Origin of the sequence: Mycolicibacterium vulneris, assembly GCF_002104765.1 — a bacterium.
GTDB classification, from domain to species: Bacteria; Actinomycetota; Actinomycetes; order Mycobacteriales; family Mycobacteriaceae; genus Mycobacterium; species Mycobacterium vulneris.
This window is the reverse complement of sequence record NZ_NCXM01000041.1, coordinates 18,095-42,682: the sequence shown is the minus strand read 5'-3', so window position 1 is coordinate 42,682 and position 24,588 is coordinate 18,095. Positions and strand designations below refer to the sequence as shown.

22 protein-coding genes and 2 pseudogenes are annotated in these 24,588 nt (G+C 69.3%); 18 read left to right on the top strand and 6 right to left on the bottom strand.

Annotation, left to right across the window (positions count from 1 at the left end):
- The 3 genes and pseudogenes from infB to B8W69_RS26880 form a co-directional block, all read left to right on the top strand.
- The coding region (infB, locus tag B8W69_RS26890) for a translation initiation factor IF-2 (RefSeq protein ID WP_085292736.1) at window positions 1–2,482 on the top strand (2,482 nt) is incomplete at its 5' end.
- 102 nt (window positions 2,483–2,584) lie between these two features.
- Window positions 2,585–3,086: pseudogene (rbfA, locus tag B8W69_RS26885) on the top strand (30S ribosome-binding factor RbfA); the annotation flags it as partial.
- On the top strand, window positions 3,075–4,055 hold the full coding sequence (locus tag B8W69_RS26880; protein ID WP_439330646.1) for a DHH family phosphoesterase: 981 nt from the start codon (window positions 3,075–3,077) through the stop codon (window positions 4,053–4,055). The pseudogene rbfA and the gene B8W69_RS26880, both read left to right, overlap by 12 nt.
- Window positions 4,056–4,064: 9 nt before the next feature.
- On the opposite strand, the gene B8W69_RS26875 is transcribed toward B8W69_RS26880, so the two are convergent.
- Both B8W69_RS26875 and B8W69_RS26870 read right to left on the bottom strand, forming a co-directional pair.
- Complete coding sequence (locus tag B8W69_RS26875; RefSeq protein WP_085292729.1) at window positions 4,065–4,646, bottom strand: hypothetical protein; 582 nt, start codon at window positions 4,644–4,646, stop codon at window positions 4,065–4,067.
- 58 nt (window positions 4,647–4,704) lie between these two features.
- The gene (locus B8W69_RS26870; protein WP_085292728.1) at window positions 4,705–5,454 is read right to left on the bottom strand and encodes an enoyl-CoA hydratase; all 750 of its coding nucleotides are present in this window, start codon (window positions 5,452–5,454) and stop codon (window positions 4,705–4,707) included.
- A 101-nt stretch (window positions 5,455–5,555) separates the two neighbouring features.
- Between B8W69_RS26870 and B8W69_RS26865 the strand changes: the two genes are divergently transcribed.
- Both B8W69_RS26865 and B8W69_RS26860 read left to right on the top strand, forming a co-directional pair.
- Window positions 5,556–5,825: a DUF2277 domain-containing protein gene (locus B8W69_RS26865; RefSeq protein WP_085292727.1), complete on the top strand. Its 270-nt coding sequence runs from the start codon at window positions 5,556–5,558 to the stop codon at window positions 5,823–5,825.
- Complete coding sequence (locus B8W69_RS26860) at window positions 5,822–6,382, top strand: DUF1802 family protein (protein ID WP_085292726.1); 561 nt, start codon at window positions 5,822–5,824, stop codon at window positions 6,380–6,382. Before B8W69_RS26865 ends, B8W69_RS26860 begins: the two co-directional genes overlap by 4 nt.
- Here B8W69_RS26860 and B8W69_RS26855 read toward each other — a convergent pair.
- Window positions 6,341–8,071, bottom strand: coding sequence for a CocE/NonD family hydrolase (locus B8W69_RS26855; protein ID WP_085292725.1), 1,731 nt, complete (start codon window positions 8,069–8,071; stop codon window positions 6,341–6,343). The genes B8W69_RS26860 and B8W69_RS26855 overlap by 42 nt on opposite strands.
- Window positions 8,072–8,124: 53 nt before the next feature.
- Window positions 8,125–8,712: a DUF3558 domain-containing protein gene (locus B8W69_RS26850; RefSeq protein ID WP_085292724.1), complete on the bottom strand. Its 588-nt coding sequence runs from the start codon at window positions 8,710–8,712 to the stop codon at window positions 8,125–8,127.
- A 160-nt stretch (window positions 8,713–8,872) separates the two neighbouring features.
- On the opposite strand from B8W69_RS26850, the gene pptH reads away from it, so the two are divergent.
- The 6 genes and pseudogenes from pptH to B8W69_RS32365 all read left to right on the top strand — a co-directional run.
- Complete coding sequence (pptH, locus tag B8W69_RS26845; RefSeq protein WP_085292723.1) at window positions 8,873–9,850, top strand: ACP phosphodiesterase PptH; 978 nt, start codon at window positions 8,873–8,875, stop codon at window positions 9,848–9,850.
- Window positions 9,847–10,527, top strand: coding sequence for a 4'-phosphopantetheinyl transferase PptT (gene pptT / locus B8W69_RS26840; protein ID WP_085292722.1), 681 nt, complete (start codon window positions 9,847–9,849; stop codon window positions 10,525–10,527). Before pptH ends, pptT begins: the two co-directional genes overlap by 4 nt.
- Window positions 10,524–11,426 (top strand): tRNA pseudouridine(55) synthase TruB, encoded by a 903-nt coding sequence (gene truB / locus B8W69_RS26835; RefSeq protein WP_085292721.1) that lies wholly within the window; start codon window positions 10,524–10,526, stop codon window positions 11,424–11,426. The genes pptT and truB overlap by 4 nt, the downstream gene beginning before the upstream one ends.
- A 77-nt stretch (window positions 11,427–11,503) precedes the next feature.
- Window positions 11,504–12,694: a lipid-transfer protein gene (locus B8W69_RS26830; RefSeq protein WP_085292720.1), complete on the top strand. Its 1,191-nt coding sequence runs from the start codon at window positions 11,504–11,506 to the stop codon at window positions 12,692–12,694.
- A gap of 7 nt (window positions 12,695–12,701) precedes the next feature.
- Window positions 12,702–13,973 carry an acyl-CoA dehydrogenase family protein gene (locus B8W69_RS26825; RefSeq protein WP_085292719.1) on the top strand — a complete coding sequence of 424 codons (1,272 nt, stop codon included), beginning with the start codon at window positions 12,702–12,704 and terminating at the stop codon, window positions 13,971–13,973.
- Between the two features lie 40 nt (window positions 13,974–14,013).
- A pseudogene (locus B8W69_RS32365) lies at window positions 14,014–14,223 on the top strand (gamma-glutamyl-gamma-aminobutyrate hydrolase family protein); the annotation flags it as partial.
- On the opposite strand, the gene mntR reads toward B8W69_RS32365, so the two are convergent.
- Window positions 14,188–14,892, bottom strand: a complete 705-nt coding sequence (mntR, locus tag B8W69_RS26820) for a manganese-binding transcriptional regulator MntR (RefSeq protein WP_085292718.1) — start codon at window positions 14,890–14,892, stop codon at window positions 14,188–14,190. The pseudogene B8W69_RS32365 and the gene mntR sit on opposite strands and share 36 nt — an antisense overlap.
- Before the next feature lie 112 nt (window positions 14,893–15,004).
- Here mntR and B8W69_RS26815 point away from each other — a divergent pair, with 112 nt between their 5' ends.
- From B8W69_RS26815 to B8W69_RS26795, 5 genes are all read left to right on the top strand, one after another.
- Window positions 15,005–15,976, top strand: coding sequence for a bifunctional riboflavin kinase/FAD synthetase (locus tag B8W69_RS26815; protein ID WP_085292717.1), 972 nt, complete (start codon window positions 15,005–15,007; stop codon window positions 15,974–15,976).
- A 144-nt stretch (window positions 15,977–16,120) separates the two neighbouring features.
- Window positions 16,121–16,390 carry a 30S ribosomal protein S15 gene (gene rpsO / locus B8W69_RS26810; protein WP_007775081.1) on the top strand — a complete coding sequence of 90 codons (270 nt, stop codon included), beginning with the start codon at window positions 16,121–16,123 and terminating at the stop codon, window positions 16,388–16,390.
- Window positions 16,391–16,755: 365 nt separating this feature from the next.
- A complete protein-coding gene (locus tag B8W69_RS26805; RefSeq protein WP_165762705.1) occupies window positions 16,756–19,023 on the top strand; it encodes a polyribonucleotide nucleotidyltransferase in 2,268 nt (755 codons plus the stop codon).
- A complete protein-coding gene (locus tag B8W69_RS26800; protein WP_085292735.1) occupies window positions 19,001–20,383 on the top strand; it encodes a M16 family metallopeptidase in 1,383 nt (460 codons plus the stop codon). Before B8W69_RS26805 ends, B8W69_RS26800 begins: the two co-directional genes overlap by 23 nt.
- A 4-nt stretch (window positions 20,384–20,387) precedes the next feature.
- Window positions 20,388–21,413, top strand: coding sequence for a nitronate monooxygenase (locus B8W69_RS26795; RefSeq protein ID WP_085292715.1), 1,026 nt, complete (start codon window positions 20,388–20,390; stop codon window positions 21,411–21,413).
- A gap of 8 nt (window positions 21,414–21,421) precedes the next feature.
- Here the strand turns inward: B8W69_RS26795 and ald are convergent, their stop codons facing one another.
- Complete coding sequence (gene ald / locus B8W69_RS26790) at window positions 21,422–22,537, bottom strand: alanine dehydrogenase (protein ID WP_085292714.1); 1,116 nt, start codon at window positions 22,535–22,537, stop codon at window positions 21,422–21,424.
- A gap of 90 nt (window positions 22,538–22,627) precedes the next feature.
- Here ald and B8W69_RS26785 point away from each other — a divergent pair, with 90 nt between their 5' ends.
- Both B8W69_RS26785 and B8W69_RS26780 read left to right on the top strand, forming a co-directional pair.
- Window positions 22,628–23,089, top strand: coding sequence for an SRPBCC family protein (locus B8W69_RS26785; RefSeq protein ID WP_085292713.1), 462 nt, complete (start codon window positions 22,628–22,630; stop codon window positions 23,087–23,089).
- Between the two features lie 21 nt (window positions 23,090–23,110).
- Window positions 23,111–24,574 carry a flavin-containing monooxygenase gene (locus tag B8W69_RS26780; RefSeq protein ID WP_085292712.1) on the top strand — a complete coding sequence of 488 codons (1,464 nt, stop codon included), beginning with the start codon at window positions 23,111–23,113 and terminating at the stop codon, window positions 24,572–24,574.
- The last annotated feature ends 14 nt before the right edge of the window (window positions 24,575–24,588 follow it).

Here is a 24,588-nt window from a genome sequence, read left to right as displayed (position 1 = left end):
GTCGTCTCGGTCGGACCGTAGACGTTCACCATCCCCCGCCGGGGCGCCCACCGCGGCCCCGGCACGACCCGGCCCGGCGCCCGACCGGCCGTCCGCGCCGTCCCCCGGCGAGCCGAAACCGCCCGCAACCGGGCAGCCGCCCGGCCAGGCGCCGCGCCCCGGTATGACACCGGGCCCGCGTCCAGGCCCGATGCCCAAGCCGCGCGCGCCGCGCGTCGGCAACAACCCGTTCTCGTCGGCGCAGCCCGTCGACCGGCCGATCCCGCGTCCGCAGGCGCCGCGTCCCGGAGCGCCCCGCCCGGGCGCCCCGCGTCCCGGCGGCGCCTCGCCGGGCAACATGCCGCCCCGGCCCGCCGGTGCCGGTGGGCCCGGTCGCCCGGCCCGGCCCGGCGCCCCGCGTCCCGGCGGCGGCCGTCCCGGCGGTCCCGGCGGCCGTGACGGAGGCGGCGGCAACTACCGCGGCGGCGGTGGCGGTGGAGTTGGCGCCCCGCCCGGAGGTGGCGGCGGCGGTTTCCGTGGCCGTCCCGGTGGCGGTGGCGGTGGCCGTCCCGGCCAGCGCGGCGGTGCGGCCGGCGCGTTCGGCCGTCCCGGCGGTGCGCCGCGACGCGGCCGCAAGTCGAAGCGGGCGAAGCGCGCCGAATACGAGAACATGCAGGCGCCCGTCGTCGGCGGCGTGCGGTTGCCGCACGGCAACGGCGAGACGATCCGGCTGGCCCGCGGCGCGTCGCTGAGCGACTTCGCCGACAAGATCAACGCCAACCCGGCCTCGCTGGTGCAGGCGCTGTTCAACCTCGGCGAGATGGTCACCGCCACCCAGTCGGTCGGCGACGAGACGCTCGAGCTGCTGGGCAGCGAGATGAACTACGTCGTCCAGGTCGTCAGCCCAGAGGACGAGGACCGCGAGCTGCTGGAGTCCTTCGACCTGAGCTACGGCGAGGACGAGGGCGGCGAGGAAGACCTGCAGACCCGGCCGCCGGTGGTGACCGTGATGGGTCACGTCGACCACGGTAAGACCCGACTGCTGGACACCATCCGGAACGCCAGCGTCCGCGAGGCCGAGGCGGGCGGCATCACCCAGCACATCGGTGCCTACCAGGTGACCGTCGAACACGACGGACAAGAACGGCCGATCACCTTCATCGACACCCCGGGTCACGAGGCGTTCACCGCCATGCGTGCCCGCGGTGCGAAGGCCACCGACATCGCGATCCTGGTGGTCGCCGCCGACGACGGTGTCATGCCGCAGACGGTGGAGGCCATCAACCACGCGCAGGCGGCCGACGTGCCGATTGTGGTGGCAGTCAACAAGATTGACGTCGAGGGTGCCGACCCGGCCAAGATCCGCGGCCAGCTCACCGAATACGGTTTGGTGGCAGAGGATTTCGGTGGCGACACCATGTTCGTCGACATCTCCGCCAAGCAGGGCACCAACATCGAGCAGCTGCTCGAGGCGGTGCTGCTGACCGCCGACGCGGCCCTGGACCTGCGGGCCAACCCCGACATGGAGGCCCAGGGTGTGGCGATCGAGGCGCACCTGGACCGCGGTCGCGGGCCGGTCGCAACGGTCCTGGTGCAGCGCGGCACGCTGCGCGTCGGCGACTCGGTAGTGGCCGGCGACGCCTATGGCCGCGTCCGCCGCATGGTCGACGAGCACGGCGAGGACGTCGAAGAGGCGCTGCCGTCGCGGCCGGTGCAGGTCATCGGTTTCACCTCGGTGCCCGGTGCCGGCGACAACCTGCTGGTCGTCGACGAGGACCGCATCGCCCGCCAGATCGCCGACAAGCGCAGCGCGCGCAAGCGCAACGCGCTGGCGGCGCGTTCCCGCAAGCGGATCAGCCTGGAGGACCTGGACTCGGCGCTGAAGGAAACCAGCCAGCTGAACCTGATCCTCAAGGGCGACAACGCCGGTACGGTCGAGGCGCTCGAAGAGGCCCTGATGGGCATCCAGATCGACGACGAGGTCGCGCTGCGCGTCATCGACCGCGGTGTGGGTGGCATCACCGAGACCAACGTCAACCTGGCATCGGCCTCGGATGCGGTGATCATCGGCTTCAACGTGCGCGCCGAGGGCAAGGCCACCGAGCTGGCCAACCGCGAGGGTGTGGAGATCCGCTACTACTCGGTGATCTACCAGGCGATCGACGAGATCGAGAAGGCCCTGCGCGGCATGCTCAAGCCGATCTACGAGGAGAACCAGCTGGGTCGCGCCGAGATCCGGGCGATCTTCCGGTCCTCCAAGGTCGGCATCATCGCCGGCTGCATGATCAGCAGCGGCACTGTGCGCCGCAACGCCAAGGCGCGGTTGCTGCGGGACAACATCGTGGTCACCGACAACCTCGCGATCACCTCGCTGCGACGCGAGAAGGACGACGTGACCGAGGTCCGCGAGGGCTTCGAGTGCGGCATGACGCTGGGGTACTCCGACCTCAAAGAAGGCGACATCATCGAGTCCTACGAGTTGGTGCAGAAGGAACGGACCTGACCACCGCCGACGATGCAAAACGAAGTGATGAGGAGAAGGCGGTGAATCCGACCACCGCCGACGATGCAGAACGAAGTGATGAGGAGGAGGCGGTGAATCGAAATGCCTGACCCGGCCCGGGCGCGCCGTTTGGCCAAGCGGATCAACACCATCGTCGCCTCGGCGATCGAGTTCGAGATCAAGGATCCCGGGCTGGAGGGGGTTACCATCGTCGACGCGAAGGTGACCGCCGACCTGCACGATGCGACGGTGTTCTACACGGTGATGGGACGCACGCTGGACGACGAGCCGGATTACGGGGCCGCCGCGGCCGCCCTGGAACGGGCCAAGGGCGCGCTGCGCACCATGGTCGGGGCCGGCACCGGCGTGCGTTTCACGCCCACGCTGACGTTCACCCGCGACACCACGTTGGACAACGTGCAGCGGATGGACGAGTTGCTGGCGCGGGCGCGCGCCGCGGACGCTGATCTGGCGCGGGTTCGTTCGGGCGCCAAGCCGGCTGGGGAGGCCGATCCATACCGGGATAGCGGATCGGGCGCGGAGCCCGGCCTCGACGGGAGCGTCGGTGACGACGACCAACACGAATACTGACCTGGACAGCCCCAGGGTGGGGGCACGCGTCGACGCCGTGGGTGCGGTCGATTTGCTGTCGGACGCCGACACCGTTGCGGTGATCGCGCACGTGCACCCCGACGCCGACACCATCGGCGCCGGGCTGGCGCTGGGGCTGGTGCTGGACAAGTGCGGCAAGCGGGTCGAGGTCAGTTTCGCCGAGCCGGCGCGGCTGCCCGAGTCGCTGGCGTCGCTGCCCGGCTGTCGGCTGCTGGTCAGCCCGGATGCGATGCGCCGCGACGTCGATTTGGTTGTCACCGTTGACGTTCCGAGCGTCAAGCGGCTTGGCGCGTTGAGCGATCTGGCCGTTGCGGCCGACGAGGTGCTTGTCATCGACCACCACGCCTCCAACGACGTATTCGGCACCGCCAATTTCGTTGACGTGCAGGCCGATTCGACCACGATGATGATCGCCGACATCCTCGACGCGTGGGACAAGCCCATCGAGTCCGACGTCGCGCACTGCATCTACGCGGGCCTGACGACCGACACGGGGTCGTTCCGCTGGGCCAGCGCGCGGGCCCTGCGACTGGCGGCCCGGCTGGTCGACGGCGGCGTGGACAACGCCGCGATCAGCCGGACCCTGCTGGACAGCCACCCGTTCGGATGGCTGCCGCTGCTGTCGCGGGTGTTGGCCTCGGCCCGGCTGCTGCCGGACGCCGCTGGCGGTCGGGGACTGGTGTATGCCGTTGTCGACAACCTGGATTGGACCAGTTCACGGCCGGAGGAAGTCGAGAGCATCGTCGACATCGTGCGCACCACGCAGCAGGCCGAGGTGGCCGCGGTGTTCAAGGAGATCGCGCCGCAGCAGTGGTCCGTGTCGATGCGGGCCAAGGCCGCGGTGGATCTGGCGTCAGTCGCGTCCGGGTTTGGCGGCGGTGGCCACCGGCTGGCGGCCGGCTACTCGACCACCGGAACGATCGACGACGTCGTGGCGTCGCTGCGCACCGCCCTGGACTAGAACACCCGGCTAGAACGCCCAGCTTCCCGAGCGCTGCAACACGAATCCGTGTTCGCCGCTGGTGGTGTCCAGGCAGGCGACCAGGTTGTCGGCTCCCACCGCGCAGGTGACGTTGAGATAGGTCAGCTTCTGACCCGATCCCAGCGCTTTGCCGCCGGCCGGCAGCTGGGGCGCGTTGCCGTCGCAGCCGCCGTAGGACATCCGGCTCAACTGATACCCCGGGCCCTTGAAGTCCACCGAACCCACCACGCAGTCGCCGGGCCGCGGTCGGCCGCCGGGGAAGGGCACGTCGTCCATCCCGAGCATGTCGCCCTTGCATTTGATGTCCTGCGACGGTTGCGGCACGGGGGGCGGCCCGCCGTAGAAGTCGCAGACCAGGGTGGAACCGGCGGAAAAACCGACCCGCGGCGGGCTACCCGGCGGGCCCGCGCCCTGGTAGCCGTCGGCCGGGACGGCGGTGAAGGCGTCCAGGTTCGGAAACCCCGGCGGCGGCAGCGCGCCCGCGTGCGGCGCGGACACCGCGATCGTCGACGTGGCCGCCAGCGTCAGGCCGCCGAGCATCCGCACGATGACTCCGGCGGCCGCGTTCATCTGCTGATCGTATGGGGTGGGCCGGATCGGGGGGAACGGACCGGCGCAGATCGCGACGTCAGCGCACTTGCGAGCGGCCGCGTTGCAGCACGGCCTCCCGGTTGGCGGCGATGTCGTCGCCGCTGGTCCGGAACTGCCGGGCCGCCGTGGCCTCCTGCCACAGCCCCGCGCTGGTCTGCGCGTCGTCGATGCGGTGATAGGACGCCAGCAGCGCCCGGACCGCGTCCTGGTTGTTCCCGACGATCGAGGCCGCCACCGCCCGTGCGGCGCCCAGCAGCTCGTCGTGCGCCACCACCTCGGTCACCAGGCCGGCGCGCAGCGCGTCGGCGGCGGACAGGTAATCCCCGGTCATGCTCATCCGCCGGGCCAGCCCTACCCCCACCTTCTGCGGCAACCGCACGCTCAGGCCCCAGGTGGGCAGCAGCCCCACCCGGGCGTGCGTGTCGGCGAACCGGGCGTTCTCCGAGGCGATCAGGATGTCGCAGTACAGCGCCAGCTCCAGCCCGCCGGTCACCGCGGCGCCGTTGATCGCGCCGATCACCGGCTTGGTCAGCGCCGGCCACCGCGGCGAGATGTCCGGCAGCGCCGTCGAGCCGCCCAGCTCCTTGAGGTCCAGCCCCGCGCAGAACACCGGGTCGGCGCCCGTGACGATGACGACGTCGACGTCGTCGTCGGTTTCGGCGTCGGCCAGCGCGCCGAAGAAGCGGTCCCGCAGCGCCGACGACAGCGCGTTGCGCGACTGGGGTCGGTTGAGGGTCAGGGTGCGCACGCGCTCGTCGGTGTCGATCAGCAGGATCTCGTCGCTCATGCGTTCACCGTAGCCAGTCGCCCGGCGCGGCCGGTTGGCCGCCTTGCCGCCGGCCGATCCGTCGGAAGCGGCGGCGCCGAGCAGCGCTTATCGTGGGAAAGATGTGCCGAAACATCACCGAACTGCGCGGCCTGCAGCCCGCGGCCACCGCCGAGGAGATCGCCGCGGCCGCCCGGCAGTACGTGCGCAAGGTCAGCGGCATCACCCACCCCTCGGCGGCCAATGTCGACGCGTTCGACGCGGCGGTTGCCGAGGTCACCGAGACGACGACGCGGTTGCTGGGCCAGCTGTCGCCGCGGCGCAAGCCACCCAAGACGGTCCCGCCGCTGCGGCGGCCCGAGGTGATCGCGCGGATGGCGGGCGCGCAATGACCGTCACCACAACGATGCCCGCGCTCAAGGAGTGGAGCGCGGCGGTGCACGCCCTGCTGGCAGGCCGCCAGCGGGTGCTGCTGCGCAAGGGCGGCATCGGGGAGAAGCGATTCGAACTGGCCGCCCGCGAATTCCTGTTGTTCCCGACGGTCGCGCACAGCCATGCCGAGCGGGTGCGCCTTGAGCATCGAGACCTGCTGGCACCCGCGGCCGCCGACAGCACCGACGACGAGCTGGTGATTCGGGCCGCCGCGAAAGTCGTTGCGGCGGTGCCGGTCGAGCGCCCGGACGGCCTTTCGGCCATCGAGGACCTGCACATCTGGACGCCGGAGTCGGTGCGCGCCGACCGGCTCGACTTTCGTCCCAAACACAAGCTGGCTGTGCTGGTGGTGTCGGTGATCCCGCTGGTCGAGCCGGTGCGCCTGGACCGGACTGCAGAGTATGGCGGCTGCAAGAGCTGGGTGGAGCTGCCCGTGCAGGCGCCGTTTGCGGCGCCGGTGCACGACGACGAGGCGCTAGCCGCGGTCGCCGCCCGGGTCCGCGCCGCCGTTGGCTGACAGCTCGGCCGGCCCGACCGGCAACAGCAGCCGGGAGCGTCCGTAGCGCACGGTGTGGGTGACCGGTGTCGGCTGCCGGCCGGTCAGCACCGGTTCGCCGGAGCCGAGGTTGTGCGCGTAGCGCGGGGACCAGCTGCCGGCGACCAGCACCCGGATGCGTGAGCCGGCCCGGAAGCGGTGGGCCATGCCGTCGAGGTCGAGGCGAACAATCTTCTCCGATTTGGGTTTCGCCGCTGCTTGCAGCCGCCGGTACGCCTCGCTGACGTTGCGCGACCGGCCTTTGGCGTCGACCTCGCTCACCCGCACGAAGAGGTCGGCGTGCGGGCTGTTTGCGCCGTGGGCGAGCTCGACGACCGGGCTGCCGTAGACGTACGCGTCCTCGGTGAGGGTCGCACTGGTGAACGCCAGCACGTCATCGCGCGACGCCAACCGGCTGTCGTCGCGGTAGCCGCCGTTGGCGGACAGCAACGGGCCGCCGGTCGTGGGCGTCGGATTGGCCGGATCGTGACGAAAGGTGGCCGGGGCCAACCCTTTCAGGGCCGGCGCGGTCTCGCCCAGGTAGCCGCCGGGCCGCAGGTACAGGGCGCGTTCGGCGGTGGCCGGCGGCCAGTCGGGCAGGCTGCGCCAGCCCCCGCCCGCGCCGCCGCCGGTGACGTAGATCCGGACCCGGCTGGTCCGGCGCGACGTGGTCGCATCGCCCAGATGGGTGCCCAGCCAATCCAGTGCCTCCCGGGCGCAGGTGGAGAACCCGCTGGTGAGCAGCTGGGTGTGCGTCCAGGGGCCGACGGTGAGCGCGACGTCGACGCCGCGGCCGCGCAGGTGCGCGTACTGCTGCAGCGTCTGCCTGATGAAGATGTCTTGCCACCCGCCCACCAACAACACCGGCACCTGCACGCGGTCCAGCGCGTCGTTGCACCGCAACGCATTCCAGAACGGATCGTTGGGATCGCTGTGCTCGACCCAGGATTCGAACCAGGGGGCGCCCGTGCCGAGCAGGCTCCGTGCGGCGTCGCCCAGCGGCACCGCGGCCGCCGCCCGCGCCACCCTACGGCGGGTCTGCAGCTGGCGCAGCGCGGCGCGAACGCGCAGCGGGTCCTCTTGGTGCGCCACCATGTCGCTCCAGCCGAGAAAGTCGTTGACCGCGAATGTGCCGGTGCCCCAAGTCGATTCGTTGAAATCGTGCGGGCCCACCATGATGACGGCGGTGGCCAGTTCCGGTGGGGGATCCTGCAGCAGCGCCCACTGGGTGAACCCCAGGTACGACATGCCGATGGTGGCGAAGCGGCCGGTGAACCATGGCTGCTCGCGCAACCAGGCGACGGTGTCGGCGCCGTCGTCGACCTCGTTGGCCATCGGCTCGAACACCCCGCCCGATCCGAACGTTCCGCGCACGCTCTGCAGCACCACGTGGTAGCCGCGCGACGCGTACAGCGCGCTGAAGATCAGTGTGAACGGGAATCCGCGCCCATAGGGCCCACGGACCAGCAAGGTGCCCCGGGCCGACGCGGCGGACGGCGCGTAGTGGTCGGCCACCAGCTGTACCCCGTCACGCATCGGCACAGCGACACGCTCCACCGTGTAGTCGGTAGTCGTCGGCGGCAGGCCGAGTAGGCGGCCTGCGGCCTTGCCGCCCAGGTGTCGCAGGGTGTGCAGCGCCGGCTGCGCGGATTGGATCGCGGTCGTACTCACGGTCCTCACATTAAGACCCGGTCAACCGGCGGCGACTCAACCCCGCTGAGAAATCAGAACTTGTAATACGGCGCGAGGTCGTTGGCGCGCTGGAGATTGGTCTGCATGCAATCGACCTCGGGGTTGGAGTAGACGGTCGAGTAGTACAGGGCCTGCTGCAGCACGCCGTAGCTGGTCTTGAACACGACCATGCAGGAGTAGAACCAGTAGCTGTTGTGGTACGTCGGCTTGAGCACCCAGTACTGCGCGGCGCGGTGACCCGCGATCGTCGTCTCGACGGCGTCGGCGGGCAGCGACTGCTCGTAGCTGCGCCAGACGATCGGCTCGACGGCCACCTGATAGTTCCCGGCGTCGAAGTGGCAGCGCAGCCCGTCTTCGTGTTCCGGTGGTGAGAAGCCCAGCCCGAGGCCCTGGATGACGTCGAACGGGATGTCCTCGCACGCGTCGAAGGGGCGCGGATCGGTGGTCGCCACGATCGGACTCTTCATGGTGGTTTCCATCGGCTGGGCGGTCGACCTCAGCTCGACGGATCGGTCGCCGCCGCCCGGCGCGGCCGGGGCGGTCAACAAGCCCACCGTGCCGCCGATGGCCGCTGTGAGCAGCGCACCCAGCGCCCCCATCAGACGAACATTGGCGAACACGACACCCCCCCTGACGCCTCAGCGGTCCTTTGGGGGAGTGTACAAGTCGCGCGCGCGGCGTCACAGGCAAACCTGAACTTGTTCTAACTCACCCGCTCGCGGGCCGGAATGACGCCCGCGGAAGGGGCTTGCCCGGTTCGGGTCGTTAGGGTGGTTAATCGTGGCTGGGCATTCAGCGGGGCAAGAATCGACCAACGGTGGGCAACCGACGCTGTGGGCGGTGTCCGACCTGCACACCGGTCACTTAGGCAACAAGCCGGTCACCGAATCGCTGCACCCGTCCTCGCCGGATGACTGGCTGATCGTGGCCGGCGACGTCGCCGAACGCACCGACGAGATCCGTTGGGCTCTTGACCTGCTGCGACGGCGCTTCGCCAAGGTGATCTGGGTGCCGGGCAACCACGAGCTGTGGACCACCACCCGCGATCCGGTGCAGATCTTCGGCAAGGCGCGCTACGAGTACCTGGTCAACATGTGCGACGAGATGGGCGTGGTCACGCCCGAGCATCCGTTCCCGGTGTGGACCGAGCGCGGCGGCCCGGCCACGATCGTCCCGATGTTCCTGCTCTACGACTACAGCTTCTTGCCCGAGGGGGCCACGAGCAAAGCCGAAGGCCTGACCATCGCACGCGAGCGCAACGTGGTGGCCACCGACGAGTTCCTGCTCTCCCCGGAGCCCTACGCCACCCGTGAGGCGTGGTGCCGTGAGCGCCTGCAGATCACCCGTGCCCGCCTCGAAGAGCTGGACTGGATGAACCCGACCGTCCTGGTGAATCACTTCCCGCTGGTCCGCGACCCCTGCGACGCGCTGTTCTACCCGGAGTTCTCGATGTGGTGCGGAACCACCAAGACGGCCGACTGGCATACCCGCTACAACGCCGTGTGCTCGGTCTACGGCCATCTGCACATCCCGCGGACCACCTGGTACGACGACGTGCGCTTCGAGGAAGTGTCGGTGGGCTATCCGCGGGAGTGGCGCCGCCGCAAACCGCCCAGCTGGCTGCGCCAGGTGCTGCCGGATCCGCAGTACGCGCCGGGCGACCTCAACGACTTCGGCGGCCACTTCAAGATCACTCCCGAGATGAAGGCTCAGGCCGCGCAGTTCCGGGAACGGTTGCGGCAGCGGCAATCACGATGACGGGGGACATGCTGGTTTCCTCGGTGCTGCCGGTGGCCGACGGCCTGGCCTACTCGGAGGTGTATACCGATCCGCCCGATCTCGCGCCGCTGCCCGAAGAGGAACCGCTGATCGCCCGTTCGGTGGCCAAGCGGCGCAACGAGTTCATCACCGTCCGGCACTGCGCTCGGATCGCGCTGGGCGAACTCGGCCTGCCGCCGGTGCCGATCCTCAAGGGCGAGAAGGGTGAACCCTGCTGGCCCGACGGCGTGGTGGGCAGCCTCACCCACTGCACGGGCTACCGGGGCGCGGTGGTGGGCCGCACCGACGCGGTGCGCTCGCTGGGCATCGACGCCGAACCGCACGACGTGCTGCCCGACGGCGTGCTCAACGCGATCAGCCTGCCGGCCGAGCGCAGCGAGATCCCCGCCAGCCTGACCGGGGACCTGCATTGGGACCGGATCTTGTTCTGCGCCAAGGAGGCAACGTACAAGGCCTGGTACCCGCTGACCAAACGGTGGCTGGGCTTCGAGGACGCGCACATCGCGTTCGAGGCCGACGGCCCCGGGGCGGCGGCGGGCGGTTTCGTGTCGCGGATCCTGATCGATCCGGACGCGCTGTCCGGGCCGCCGCTGACCGAGCTGCGCGGCCGGTGGTCGGTCGAGCGCGGGCTGGTGCTGACCGCGATCGTGCTATGAGCCAAAGCCCCACCGGGCCAGGGATAGTCGTGGTCGACAAGCCGGCCGGAATGACCAGTCACGACGTGGTCGGTCGTTGCCGCCGGATCTTTTCCACCCGCAGGGTCGGGCACGCGGGGACGCTGGACCCGATGGCCACCGGCGTGCTGGTGATCGGCGTCGAGCGCGCCACCAAGATCCTCGGCCTGCTGACCGCGACCGCCAAGTCCTACGCCGCCACCATCCGTCTGGGCCAGAGCACGTCCACCGACGACGCCGAGGGCGAACTCGTGTACAGCGCCTCGGCGCGGCACCTGACCGGAGACGCGATCGAATCCGCCGTCGGCGGCCTGCGCGGCGACATCGACCAGGTGCCGTCGACGGTCAGCGCCATCAAGGTCGACGGCAAGCGCGCATACCGGCTGGCGCGCGAGGGCCAGACCGTGGAGCTGAAGGCGCGCCCGGTGCGCATTAACCGGTTCGAGGTACGCGACGTCCGGCCCGGACCCGGCGGCCACGACGTCGTCGACCTGGACGTTGAGGTGGACTGCTCGTCGGGAACCTACATCCGCGCCCTGGCCCGCGACCTCGGCGCCGCCCTCGGGGTGGGCGGGCACCTGACGGCGTTGCGGCGCACCAGCGTCGGGCGCTTCGGGCTCGATCAGGCCTACCCGCTCGACGAGCTGGCGGAGCGACCGCGGCTCAGCTACAGCCTGGACGAGGCCTGCCTGCTGATCTTCCCGCGCCGCGACCTGTCCGCCGAGGAGTCCGAGGCGACCGGCAACGGCCGGTCGCTGGAGCCGGCGGGCATCGACGGCATCTACGCCGCCTGCGACCCGGGCGGCAGGGTGATGGCGCTGCTGCGCGACGAGGGCTCGCGGACCAAGCCGGTGGTGGTGATCCGCCCGGCGACGCTGTAAGGCCCCGGCCGAACGGTTGGTTGGGCTACGTTGCACACTGAATGCCTAGACCGCCCACGGTTCGGAAGGGGACAACGATGTCCAGCAAGGTTTATGTCGTCGGCGTCGGGATGACGAAATTCGAGAAGCCGGGCCGCCGTGAGGGCTGGGACTATCCGGACATGGCCCGGGAATCGGGAACCAACGCGCTGGCGGACGCCGGCATCGACTACCGCGAGGTCCAGCAGGGCTACGTCGGCTACGTCGCCGGTGATTCGACGTCGGGGCAGCGGGCGCTCTACGAGCTGGGCATGACCGGCATTCCGGTCGTCAACGTCAACAACAACTGCTCCACCGGCTCGACGGCGCTGTTCCTGGCCGCGCAGGCCATCCGCGGCGGCATCGTCGACTGCGCCATCGCGCTCGGCTTCGAGAAGATGCAGCCCGGTTCGCTGGGCGGCGGCGCCCAGGACCGCGAATCGCCGATGGCCAAGCACGTCAAGGCGATGGCCGATATCGATGAGTTCGCGATGCCCGTCGCGCCGTGGATGTTCGGCGCCGCCGGACGCGAGCACATGAAGCAATACGGCAGCACCGCAGAGCATTTCGCCAAGATCGGCTACAAGAACCACAAGCACTCGGTCAACAACCCGTTCGCCCAGTTCCAGGAGTCCTACACGCTCGACGACATCCTGGCGGCGCGGATGATCTCCGACCCGCTGACCAAGCTGCAGTGTTCGCCCACCTCGGACGGCTCGGGTGCGGCCATCCTGGCCTCGGAGAGCTTCGTCGACAGCCACGGTCTGGCCGGCCAGGCGGTGGAGATCGTCGGGCAGGCCATGACCACCGACTTCGCGTCGACGTTCGACGGGAGCGCGAAGAATCTCATCGGCTACGACATGAATGTCCAAGCCGCGCAACAGGTCTATGACCAGTCCGGGCTGGGACCGCAGGACTTCCAGGTGATCGAGCTGCACGACTGCTTCTCGGCCAACGAGCTGCTGCTGTATGAGGCCCTCGGACTGTGCGGTCCGGGTGAGGCGCCGAAGCTGATCGACAACAACGACACCACCTACGGCGGCCGCTGGGTGGTCAACCCGTCCGGCGGCCTGATCTCCAAAGGGCACCCGCTGGGCGCGACCGGCCTGGCGCAGTGCGCCGAACTGACCTGGCAGCTGCGCGGCACCGCCGACAAGCGTCAGGTCGACAACGTCAGCGCCGCACTGCAACACAACATCGGACTGGGCGGCGCGGCCGTCGTCACCGCCTACCAGCGCGCCGAGCGTTAAGGATGCCATGATCGAGTGGTCCGACACCGACCTGATGGTCCGGGATGCGGTTCGCCAGTTCGTCGACAAAGAGATTCGCCCGCACGTGGACGAACTCGAAACCGGCCAAATGTCGCCGTATCCGATCGCGCGCAAGCTGTTCAGCCAGTTCGGCCTCGACGTTATGGCCGCCGAGTCGGTCAAGAAGATGCTGGACCGCGAGCGGGCCAAGCTCGACGGCGCGGCCGCTCCCGAGGAGCGTGACGAAAAGCCCGACAATTCAGGCGGTTTCGGTGGTGGCGCGCAGGGGTCGATGATCGCGGTGCTGGTGTCCGAAATCGCCAGGGTCAGCATCGGGTTGCTCAGCACCGCGTCGGTGAGTCTCGGCCTGGGCGCGGCGACCATCATGAGCCGCGGGACGCTGGCGCAGAAGGAACGCTGGCTTCCCGAGCTGATGACGCTGGAAAAGATTGCGGCATGGGCGATCACCGAGCCCGACTCGGGCTCGGACGCATTCGGCGGCATGAAGACCTACGTCAAGCGCGACGGCCAGGACTACATCCTCAACGGGCAGAAGACCTTCATCACCAACGGGCCCTGCGCCGACGTCCTGGTCGTGTACGCCAAACTCGACGAGGGCGAGGCGAGCCCGGACAAGCAAGACAAGCGCAACCGGCCGGTGCTGGTTTTCGTGCTCGACGCGGGCATTCCGGGCCTCACGCAGGGCAAGCCGTTCAAGAAGATGGGCATGATGTCCTCGCCGACCGGCGAGCTGTTCTTCGACAACGTGCGGCTGAGCCCGGACCGGCTGCTCGGCGAGAGCGAACAGCACACCGACGGCGACGGCCGCGACAGCGCCCGCGCAAATTTCGCCGCCGAGCGGATCGGGATCGCGATGATGGCGTTGGGCATCATCGACGAATGCCACCGGCTGTGCGTGGATTACGCCAAGAGCCGGACGTTGTGGGGCAAGAACATCGGGCAATTCCAGCTGATCCAGCTCAAGCTGGCCAAGATGGAGATCGCCCGAATGAACGTGCAGAACATGGTCTTTCACACCATCGAGCGCCAGCAGGCCGGTAAGCCGCTGACGCTGGCCGAGGCGTCGGCGATCAAGCTGTACTCGTCGGAGGCGGCCACCGACGTGGCGATGGAGGCCGTACAGCTGTTCGGCGGCAACGGATACATGGCCGAATACCGGGTGGAGCAGCTGGCCCGCGACGCCAAGTCACTGATGATCTACGCGGGCAGCAACGAGGTTCAGGTCACCCACATCGCCAAGGGCCTGCTGGCCGACTGAGCCGGATGGCGGCGACCCGCTGCGCCCGGCTGCGCCGCGCTTGCGATCGCCGCAGCCGGATGGCGGCGACCCGCTGCGCCCGGCTGCGCCGCGCTTGCGATCGCCGCAGCCGGATGGCGGCGACCCGCTGCGCCCGGCTGCGCCGCGCTTGCGATCGCCGCAGCCGGATGGCGGCGACCCGCTGCGCCCGGCTGCGCCGCGCTTGCGATCGCCGCTAGGCGGTCACCCAGATGGCGCGGGCTGCCGGGCTGCCGAGGTCGACCGTCGTTTCGGCGCCGTCGCCGGAGTCGATCGCGACCGAGATCATGCCGGCGAATTCGCGTCGGGTCAGGACCCGCAGCCGGGAGTCGAGGTTGATGCCGACGTCGGTGAAGTAGCGCAGCATCTCGGGGTCGGCGTCGGAGATGCGCGCCACCGTCCCGGTGTCCCCGTCGCCGCACGCCCATAGCTGGCGGGCCGGCGGGGTGGGCACCTGCCCGTCCGAGGCCGGGATCGGGTCACCGTGCGGGTCGCGCTGCGGGAACCCCAGCTTGGCGTCGATGCGGGCCACCAGCCGATCGGACACCGCGTGCTCGAGCACCTCGGCCTCGTCGTGCACCTCGTCCCAGGCGTAGCCGAGCTCGTTGACCAGGAAGGTCTCCAGCAGCCGGTGCCGGCGCACCATCTCCAGCGCCGCCCGCCGGCCCGCCTCGGTCAGCGTCACCGCACCGTACTTCTCGTGGTCGACCAGCCCCTGCTCGGCGAGCTTGCGGATGGACTCTGAGGCCGTGCTGGCCGACACCCCGATCTTCTCGGCCAGCATCTTGGTGCTGACCTTCTGCGGCGCGTCTTTGGGGGACCACTCCTGGGCATTCCAGATGACCTTGAGGTAGTCCTGGCCGACCGCGGTGATGCCGCCACGCTCTTCGTCAGCCTTCACAACGAGAAAGTTTAGGCAACCCACGCCTAATCCGGCGTGTTCCCCGGCACCATGGCGGGGTTTGCCCCTCTGCATCTCCCGGCGGACCACTCGGCGCCGTAGGCTTGCGGGCGTGCAGCGGTGGCGCGGCCAAGACGAGATTCCCACGGACTGGGGCAGGTGTGTGCTCACCATCGGTGTATTCGACGGTGTGCATCGCGGCCACGCCGAGCTGATCGCGCATGCGGTCAAGGCGGCGCGGGCCCGCAACGTCCCGACGGTGCTGATGACGTTCGACCCGCATCCGATGGAGGTGGTCTACCCGGGCAGCCATCCCGCCCAGCTGACGACGCTGACCCGGCGCGCCGAGCTGGTCGAGGAGCTGGGCATCGACGTCTTCCTGGTAATGCCGTTCACCACCGACTTCATGAAGCTCACCCCGGAGCGCTATGTGCACGAACTGCTGGTGGAGAACCTGCACGTCGTCGAAGTCGTGGTGGGGGAGAACTTCACCTTCGGCAAGAAGGCGGCCGGCACAGTCGACACCCTGCGCAAGGCGGGGGACCGGTTCGGGTTCTCGGTCGAGTCGATGTCGCTGTTGTCCGAGCATCACAGCAACGAGACCGTGACGTTCTCGTCGACGTACATCCGGTCCTGCGTGGACGCCGGCGACATGGTGGCGGCCACCGAGGCGCTGGGCCGCCCGCACCGCGTCGAAGGTGTGGTGGTCCGCGGCCACGGGCGCGGCATCGAGCTGGGTTACCCGACCGCCAACGTGGCGCCGCCGATGTACTCGGCCATCCCGGCCGACGGCGTGTACGCCGCGTGGTTCACTGTGCTCGGGCACGGACCGGCCACCGGCACCGTCATCCCCGGTGAGCGCTACCAGGCGGCGGTGTCCGTCGGCACCAACCCGACCTTCTCCGGGCGCACCCGCACCGTCGAGGCGTTCGTCCTCGACACCACCGCCGACCTCTACGGCCAGCACGTCGCCCTCGATTTCGTCGCCCGCATCCGCGGTCAGCACAAGTTCGACTCCGTCAAGGAACTCGTCGTCGCGATGGGCAAGGACACCGAGTTGGCGCGCCGGCTGCTCACCGAGTGAGCGCCCGCCTGATCGGCCCGCGACGATTCGAGCCGGGCACCTTATGGCTGCTAAACTGCCGGACGACATCGGCGCGTGCTGCGGTTCGCGGTGGCCGCGCCTTGAACATTCACCTTTCGCGGACCGATTGATGGAGATAGTTTCGTGGCGCTGACAGCCGAGCAGAAAAAAGAAATCCTGGGCAACTACGGCCTGCATGGCACCGACACCGGTTCCCCCGAGGCGCAGGTCGCGCTGCTGACCAAGCGGATCGCCGACCTGACCGAGCACCTGAAGGTGCACAAGCACGACCACCACTCGCGGCGCGGGCTGCTGCTGCTGGTCGGACGCCGTCGCCGGCTGCTCAAGTACGTCGCGCAGATCGATGTCGAGCGGTACCGCTCGCTGGTCGAGCGGCTGGGCCTGCGTCGCTGACGCGAGCCTCACCGGGGCGGTAGCGCCCCGCAAATTCCGAGCAATATGGCGGGCAGAGGTCGCCCGTGTAGAGTGAGGACGTTCTGGGCCGGTTCGGCCGGAGCAAACGGTGCGGTCACGCAGATCCGCGTGTGCCGTTCCAGCGTGTCACTACGCACGTTCGAGGGAGCAGCCAGTCTGCATCGGGCGGTCTTCGGTAGTGGCTGCCGGGCTCTCCGGATCTGGGGCAGGTCGGCCGCTTCGATCGATGGCCGTAGCCGTATTCAGACTCAGCGCCTCCCGCGGGTGACCCGAGGCCGTCAGGCCTGCGGTTCGCGCGTGACCACGCGAAAAAGCTGAATACAAGAGAGGCCGTACGGACGTCCATGTCTGTCGCTGAAATTGAAGAGGGCGTGTTCGAGGCGACCGCCACCATCGACAACGGGAGCTTCGGCACCCGCACCATCCGTTTCGAGACCGGCCGGTTGGCCCAGCAGGCAGCTGGCGCCGTGGTCGCGTACCTCGACGACGAAAACATGCTGTTGTCGGCGACCACCGCCAGCAAGAGCCCCAAGGAGCACTTCGACTTCTTCCCGCTGACCGTCGATGTCGAGGAGCGGATGTATGCCGCCGGTCGCATCCCCGGTTCGTTCTTCCGTCGCGAGGGCCGTCCCTCCACCGACGCGATCCTGACCTGCCGGCTCATCGACCGGCCGCTGCGCCCGTCGTTCGTCTCCGGGCTGCGCAACGAGATCCAGGTCGTGGTCACGGTCATGAGCCTGGACCCCAACGACCTGTACGACGTGCTGGCGATCAACGCCGCGTCGGCCTCCACCCAGCTGAGCGGACTGCCGTTCTCGGGTCCGATCGGGGGCGTGCGGGTCGCGCTCATCGACGGCCAGTGGGTGGCGTTCCCGACCGTCGAGCAGCTCGAGCGCGCAGTGTTCGACATGGTCGTCGCCGGCCGCAAGGTCGACGGCTCGGATGGTCCCGATGTCGCCATCATGATGGTCGAGGCCGAGGCCACCGAGAAAGTCATCGAGCTCGTCGAGGGCGGCGCCCAGGCGCCGACGGAAACCGTGGTGGCCGAAGGACTCGAGGCCGCCAAGCCGTTCATCGCCGCGCTGTGTACCGCGCAGGAGGAGCTTGCCGGGGCCGCCGCCAAGCCGGTCGGCGAGTTCCCGACCTTCCCGGACTATCAGGAAGACGTCTACTACGCGGTCGCCTCGCTGGCCACCGATGAGCTGGCGAAAGCGCTGACCATCGGCGGCAAGGCCGAGCGCGACGCGCGCATCGACGAGCTGAAGGCCGAGGTGGCCCAGCGGCTCGCCGAGACTTACGAGGGCCGCGAGAAGGAGGTCAGCGCCGCGTTCCGGTCGCTGACCAAGAAGCTGGTGCGCCAGCGCATCCTGACCGATCACTTCCGCATCGACGGCCGCGGCATCACCGACATCCGGGCGTTGTCGGCCGAGGTCGCCGTGGTGCCGCGGGCGCACGGCAGCGCGCTGTTCCAGCGCGGCGAGACCCAGATCCTGGGTGTCACAACGCTCGACATGGTCAAGATGGCTCAGCAGATCGACTCGCTGGGACCCGAGACCTCCAAGCGCTACATGCACCACTACAACTTCCCGCCGTTCTCCACCGGCGAGACCGGCCGCGTGGGCTCGCCCAAGCGGCGCGAGATCGGGCACGGCGCGCTCGCCGAGCGCGCGCTGATCCCGGTGCTGCCGGGCGTCGAGGAGTTCCCATACGCCATCCGTCAGGTCTCCGAGGCGCTGGGCTCCAACGGCTCGACGTCGATGGGTTCGGTCTGTGCGTCCACCCTGTCGCTGCTGAATGCCGGTGTGCCGCTGAAGGCGCCGGTGGCCGGCATCGCGATGGGCCTGGTCTCCGATGACGTCGAGGTCGACGGTAAGACCGAGCGCCGCTTCGTCACCCTGACCGACATCCTGGGCGCCGAGGACGCGTTCGGCGACATGGACTTCAAGTGCGCCGGCACCAAGGACTTCGTCACCGCGCTGCAGCTGGACACCAAGCTCGACGGCATTCCGTCGCAGGTGCTGGCGGGCGCGCTGGGGCAGGCCAAGGACGCGCGGCTGACCATCCTGGAGGTCATGGCCGAGGCGATCGACGCGCCCGACGAGATGAGCCCGTATGCGCCTCGGGTCACCACCATCAAGGTTCCGGTGGACAAGATCGGTGAGGTGATCGGGCCCAAGGGCAAGGTCATCAACGCGATCACCGAGGAGACCGGCGCGCAGATCTCCATCGAGGACGACGGCACCGTGTTCGTCGGCGCCACCGACGGGCCCTCGGCGCAGGCCGCGATCGACCGGATCAACGCCATCGCCAACCCGCAGCTGCCGACCGTCGGCGAGCGGTTCCTCGGAACCGTGGTCAAGACAACGGATTTCGGTGCATTCGTGTCGCTGCTGCCCGGCCGTGACGGCCTGGTCCACATCTCCAAGCTCGGCAAGGGCAAGCGGATCGCGAAGGTCGAGGACGTGGTGAACGTCGGCGACAAGCTGCGCGTCGAGATCGCCGACATCGACAAGCGGGGCAAGATCTCACTGGTTCTGGTGGAGGAAGACAACTCGGCTCCTGCCGATGCTCCGGCGGCCGCTCCTGCCGATGCCGCGACGGCGACCAGCTGACTCATCGACCGGGAAGCGTCCCGGTCGGGCCGGCGCGCTGCGCCGGAGCAAGGTCGCTGAGGCGGAATCGACACCTCAAGCCACGCTGCGGCGCACCACGCTGCCGGGCGGCTTGCGGGTGGTCACCGAGTACCTGCCCGCGGTGCGTTCCGCCTCGGTCGGGGTCTGGGTCGGGGTCGGCTCGCGCGACGAGGGTGCCACCGTGGCCGGCGCCGCGCACTTCCTCGAGCATCTGCTGTTCAAGTCCACACCCAGCCGCACGGCGGTGGACATCGCGCAGGCGATGGACGCCGTCGGGGGAGAGCTGAACGCGTTCACCGCGAAGGAGCACACCTGCTACTACGCGCACGTGCTCGACAGCGATCTGGCGCTGGCCGTCGACCTGGTCGCCGACGTGGTGCTCAACGGGTGCTGCGCGGCCGACGACGTCGAGCTGGAGCGCGACGTGGTCCTCGAAGAGATCGCGATGCGCGACGACGACCCCGAGGACGCACTCGGCGACATGTTCCTGAGCGCGCTGTTCGGTGACCACCCGGTCGGCCGCCCCGTCATCGGAACCGCGCGGTCGGTGACGTCGATGACGCGCAACCAGCTGCACTCGTTTCATGTCCGGCGCTACACGCCCGAGCGGATGGTGGTGGCGGTGGCCGGCAATGTCGACCACGACGAGGTGGTTGCGTTGGTGCGCCAGCACTTCGGCCCGCATCTGGTCCGCGGCCGCGAACCGATCGCGCCGCGCAAGGGCGCCGGACGAGTCACCGGCCGCCCCGGTCTGCTGTTGGGCACCCGGGACGCCGAGCAGGCGCACGTGTCGTTGGGTGTCCGCACGCCCGGGCGCGGCTGGGAGCATCGCTGGGCGCTGTCGGTGCTCAACACCGCGCTGGGCGGCGGCCTGAGCTCCCGGTTGTTCCAGCAGGTTCGGGAACTGCGCGGGCTGGCCTACTCGGTGTACTCGACGGTGGACGTCTTCGCCGACAGCGGCGCGCTGTCCGTGTATGCCGCCTGCCAGCCCGAACGCTTCGCCGAGGTGATGGCGGTGACCAGCGATGTGCTCGAGTCGGTGGCGCGCGACGGCATCACCGAGTCGGAATGCCGCATCGCGAAGGGATCGTTGCGCGGCGGTCTGGTGCTCGGGCTGGAGGATTCCAGCTCGCGGATGAGCCGGCTGGGTCGCAACGAGCTCAACTACGGCATGCACCGCAGCATCGAGCACACTTTGCAGCAGATCGACGAGGTGACCGTCGACGAGGTCAACGCCGTCGCGCACCGGCTGCTCGGGCAGCGGTACGGCGCCGCGGTTCTGGGCCCCTATGCCGCCAAACGGTCACTGCCCCAACAACTTCGGGCGATGGTAAATTAGCCGAATGGTACTGGGCTTTTGGGACATCATGGTGCCCATCGTGGGCGCACCCATGGCCGGCGGCCCCGGAACTCCCGCGTTGGCCGCGGCGGTGTCTAATGCGGGTGGGCTCGGTTTCGTCCCCGGCGGGCACCGCAGCGCCGAGCAGTTCGCCGACGACATCGCCGCGGCGCGCAGGGCCACCACCGGCCCGCTCGGGGTGAACTTGTTTGTGCCCCAACCCAGCGTCGCCGACTGGGTGGCCCTGCACTACTACGCTGCCGAACTCGAAGAAATCGCCGAGCATTACCAGGTCGAGGTCGGCCACCCGCAGCACGGCGACGACGACGAGTGGGAGCAGAAGCTCGAGGTGGTGGCCGACGTCCGGCCCGAGCTGGTGTCCTTCACCTTCGGCGTGCCGCCGCCCGACGTGATCCGGCGGCTGGGCGCCCTGGGTCTGCTGGTGATGGTCACCGTCACCTCGGCCTACGAGGCGGGGATCGCCGTCGCGGCCGGCGCCGACAGCCTAGTGGTCCAGGGGCCCGCCGCCGGCGGGCACCGCGGCACCTTCGCGCCGGACATGGAACCCGCCAACGAGTCGCTGCACCAGCTCATCGACCGCATCCGCAACGCCCACAACGTCCCGATCATCGCGGCGGGCGGGCTGGGCACCGCCGACGAGGTCGGGGCCGTGCTGCGCAGGGGAGCGGTGGCGGCCCAGGTCGGCACCGCGCTGCTACTGGCCGACGAGGCGGGCACCAACTCCGCGCACCGCGTCGCGCTGAAGAACCCATTGTTCGCCACCACCGTTGTGACGCGGGCGTTCTCGGGCCGCTACGCGCGCGGTCTGGAGAACGAATTCACCCGCATGCTCGACCACGTCGCGCCGCTGGGCTACCCCGAGGTCAACCAGATGACCTCGCCGATCCGGGAAGCCGCCGCCGCCATCGAGGATCCCAACGGCATGCCGCTGTGGGCCGGGACATCGTTCAAGAACGCGTGCGCCGGCCCCGCGGCCGACATCATCGCCAGCCTCGCGGCCACCGCTTAGCGCACCCGTCAGCCCAGAACCCGGGCCGGGTCGGTGAACGGCAAACCGAGGTCGGTGGCCACCTGTTCGGACAGCAGCCCGCCGTCGTGTGTCGAAAGGCCTTTGGCCAGAGCATGATCCGAGCGGCATGCCGCCTGCCAGCCGCGGTCGGCGAGCGCGAGCACGTACGGCATGGTCGCGTTGGTCAGCGCCACCGTCGAAGTCTTGGGCACCGCGCTGGGCATGTTCGCCACGCAGTAGAACACGGTGTCGTGCACCGCGAAGGTGGGGTCGTCATGTGTGGTGGGGCGTGAGTCCTCGAAGCAACCGCCCTGGTCGATGGAGATGTCCACCAGAACGGCGCCCGATTTCATCTGCGAGACAAGGGAATTCGAGATCAAGTTGGGTGCCTTCGCGCCGGGCAGCAGCACCGCGCCGATAACCAGGTCGGCGCGCTTGATGGTGCCCTCCAGCTCGTAGGCCGACGAGTAGCGGGTGCGGATCTGGCCGCCGAACTCGGCGTCGAGCAGCCGAAGCTTGTTGATGTTGACGTCGAGCACCGTGACCGAGGCGCCCATGCCGCCGGCGACCCGGGCCGCGTTGTAGCCGGCCGTCCCCGCACCCACCACCACGACGTCGGCGGGTTTGACGCCCGGCACCCCGCCCATCAACACACCGCGCCCACCGTGCGTGCGCATCAGGTGGTAGGCCCCCACCTGAGCGGACAGCCGGCCGGCGACCTCACTCATCGGGGCCAGCAACGGCAGTGTGCCGTCGGCGCTCTGGACCGTCTCGTAGGCGATCGACGTCGTTCCGGACGCCAGCAGCGCCTCGGTGCACGCGCGCGATGCGGCCAGATGAAGATAGGTGAACAGGATCTGGTTGCGCCGCAACAGGTCGTATTCGGCCGGCACCGGTTCTTTGACCTTGAGCAGCAGGTCCGCGTCGGCCCAGACCTGGTCGGCGGTATCGGCCAGCTGGGCGCCCGCCGCCTTGAACTCCGCGTCGGTGATCGCCGACCCTTCCCCGGCGCCGGCCTGCACGAACACGTCATGGCCGCGGCGGGTCAGCTCGGCGACGCCTGCCGGGGTGATGGCGACCCGGAACTCGTTGGTCTTGGTCTCGGTCGGTACGCCGACTCGCATGATCGCCCCTTGGTTGCCGGTTCGCCTTCAAGTGTGAAGAAAGTTCGCGGGGGCCGCAAAAGCTCGGTGTTTGCTGGCTATGATCGGCGGATGACCGACCCGTGCGTGCAGTCCACCGTGCAGATCGACGCCCGGCCCGACGTGGTGTACCGGCTCATCACCGACCTGCCCACGCTGGCCGAACTGGCCGAGGAGGCGGTCGCGATGGAGTGGCGCAAGGGCGACGGGGTGAGGCCGGGCGCGGTGTTCACGGGCCACAACCGGAACGGCAGCCGGCGCTGGAGCACCAAGTGCACGGTCACCGACGCCGAACCGGGCCGTCGCTTCGCGTTCGACGTGAGCCACACCATGATTGCGGTCGCCCGCTGGCAATACGACATCGCCGCGGCCGACGGAGGGTGCGAGGTCACCGAGAGCACCTGGGACCGCAGGCCGGGCTGGTTCCGCAAGGTCGCCGGCAGGGCCACCGGCGTCAGCGACCGGGCGACCGCCAACACCGAGCACATCCGGCTCACCCTGCAGCGCCTCAAGCAGCGCGCCGAGACCGGGTAGCCGAAGAACCGGGGAGTTCCGATGACGCGACGCGATCCTGCCGTAGCGGTCATTGGAGCCGGCATGTCGGGGCTCTGCGTCGCAATTGCCTTGCTGCGCAGCGGTATCAGTGATGTGACCGTGTACGAGAAAGCCGACGAGGTGGGCGGCACCTGGCGGGACAACACGTATCCCGGCCTGGTCTGCGACATCCCGTCGCGCATCTACCAGTACAGCTTCGCCAGGAACCCCGACTGGTCGCACCTGTTCTCGCCCGGCGGCGAAATCCAGGCCTATTTCCGGGACATCGCCGACCGCTACGCGCTGCGCGACCGGATCTGCTTCGGCACCGAAATCTCTCACGCGCGTTTCGAGGACGGCCGCTGGGTGCTGCGTACCGCTGCCGGGGAGGAATCGACGGTTGACTTCTTGATCTCGGCCACCGGTGTGCTGCATCACCCGCGACTGCCATCGATCCCGGGCCTGGATGACTTCGGCGGCAACGTTTTTCACTCGGCGCGCTGGGATCACGGCGTCGACGTGCGCGGGCGGCGCGTCGCCGTCGTCGGCAACGGGTCGACGGGCGTGCAGCTGGTGTGCGGTCTGGCCGGGGTGGCCGGCCACGTCGCGCTGTTCCAGCGCACCGCGCAATGGGTGCTGCGCCTGGCGAATCCGCGCTACAGCGGCTTCACCGGGATCACCCGGCGCAAGATGCCGTGGCTGGACGGGTTGGCGTATCGCATCTACAGCCTCGGATACGACTATTTCGCGGTCGGCCTGACCAAGCCGGGCCTGCGCCGGAAGATCATGGCGGCGCTGTGCCGGGCCAGCCTCTGGGAGATCCGTGATCCCGAGTTGCGGCGGTCCCTGACTCCCGACTACACGCCGGCCTGCAAACGCCTGGTGATGTCGAACGGTTTCTACCGGGCGCTGCAGCGCGACGACGTCGACCTGGTGACGGCGAGCATCGACCATGTGGAACGGCGCGGCATCGTCACAGACGACGGCGCCCTGCACGACGTGGACATCATCGTGCTCGCCACCGGATTCGACACGCACGCGTTCTTCCGGCCGATGGAGCTGATCGGCCGCGACGGCATCTGCGCCAACGACGTCTGGCGCGACGGGCCCCGGGCCTACCAAACCGTCGCGCTGTCCGGCTTCCCCAACTTCTTCATGATGCTGGGGCCGCACAGCCCGGTGGGGAACCTGGCGCTCACGACGGTGGCCGAATCGCAGGCCGACCACATCGTGGGCTGGATCGAGCGTTGGCGCCGCCGCGAGTTCGACACGATCGAGCCGACGGCCGCGGCGACCGAGCGGTTCAACGCGAAGCTGCGCGCCGCGATGCCGGACACCGTGTGGACGACCGGCTGTAACAGCTGGTACCTCAACAAGGACGGCGTGCCCGAGGTGTGGCCGCTCACGCCGGCCGAACACCGTCGGATGCTGGCGAACCCCGACCCCGGCCAGTACGACCTGCGGCGACACGTTACCGCCGGCTGACGGCAATCGCAGAA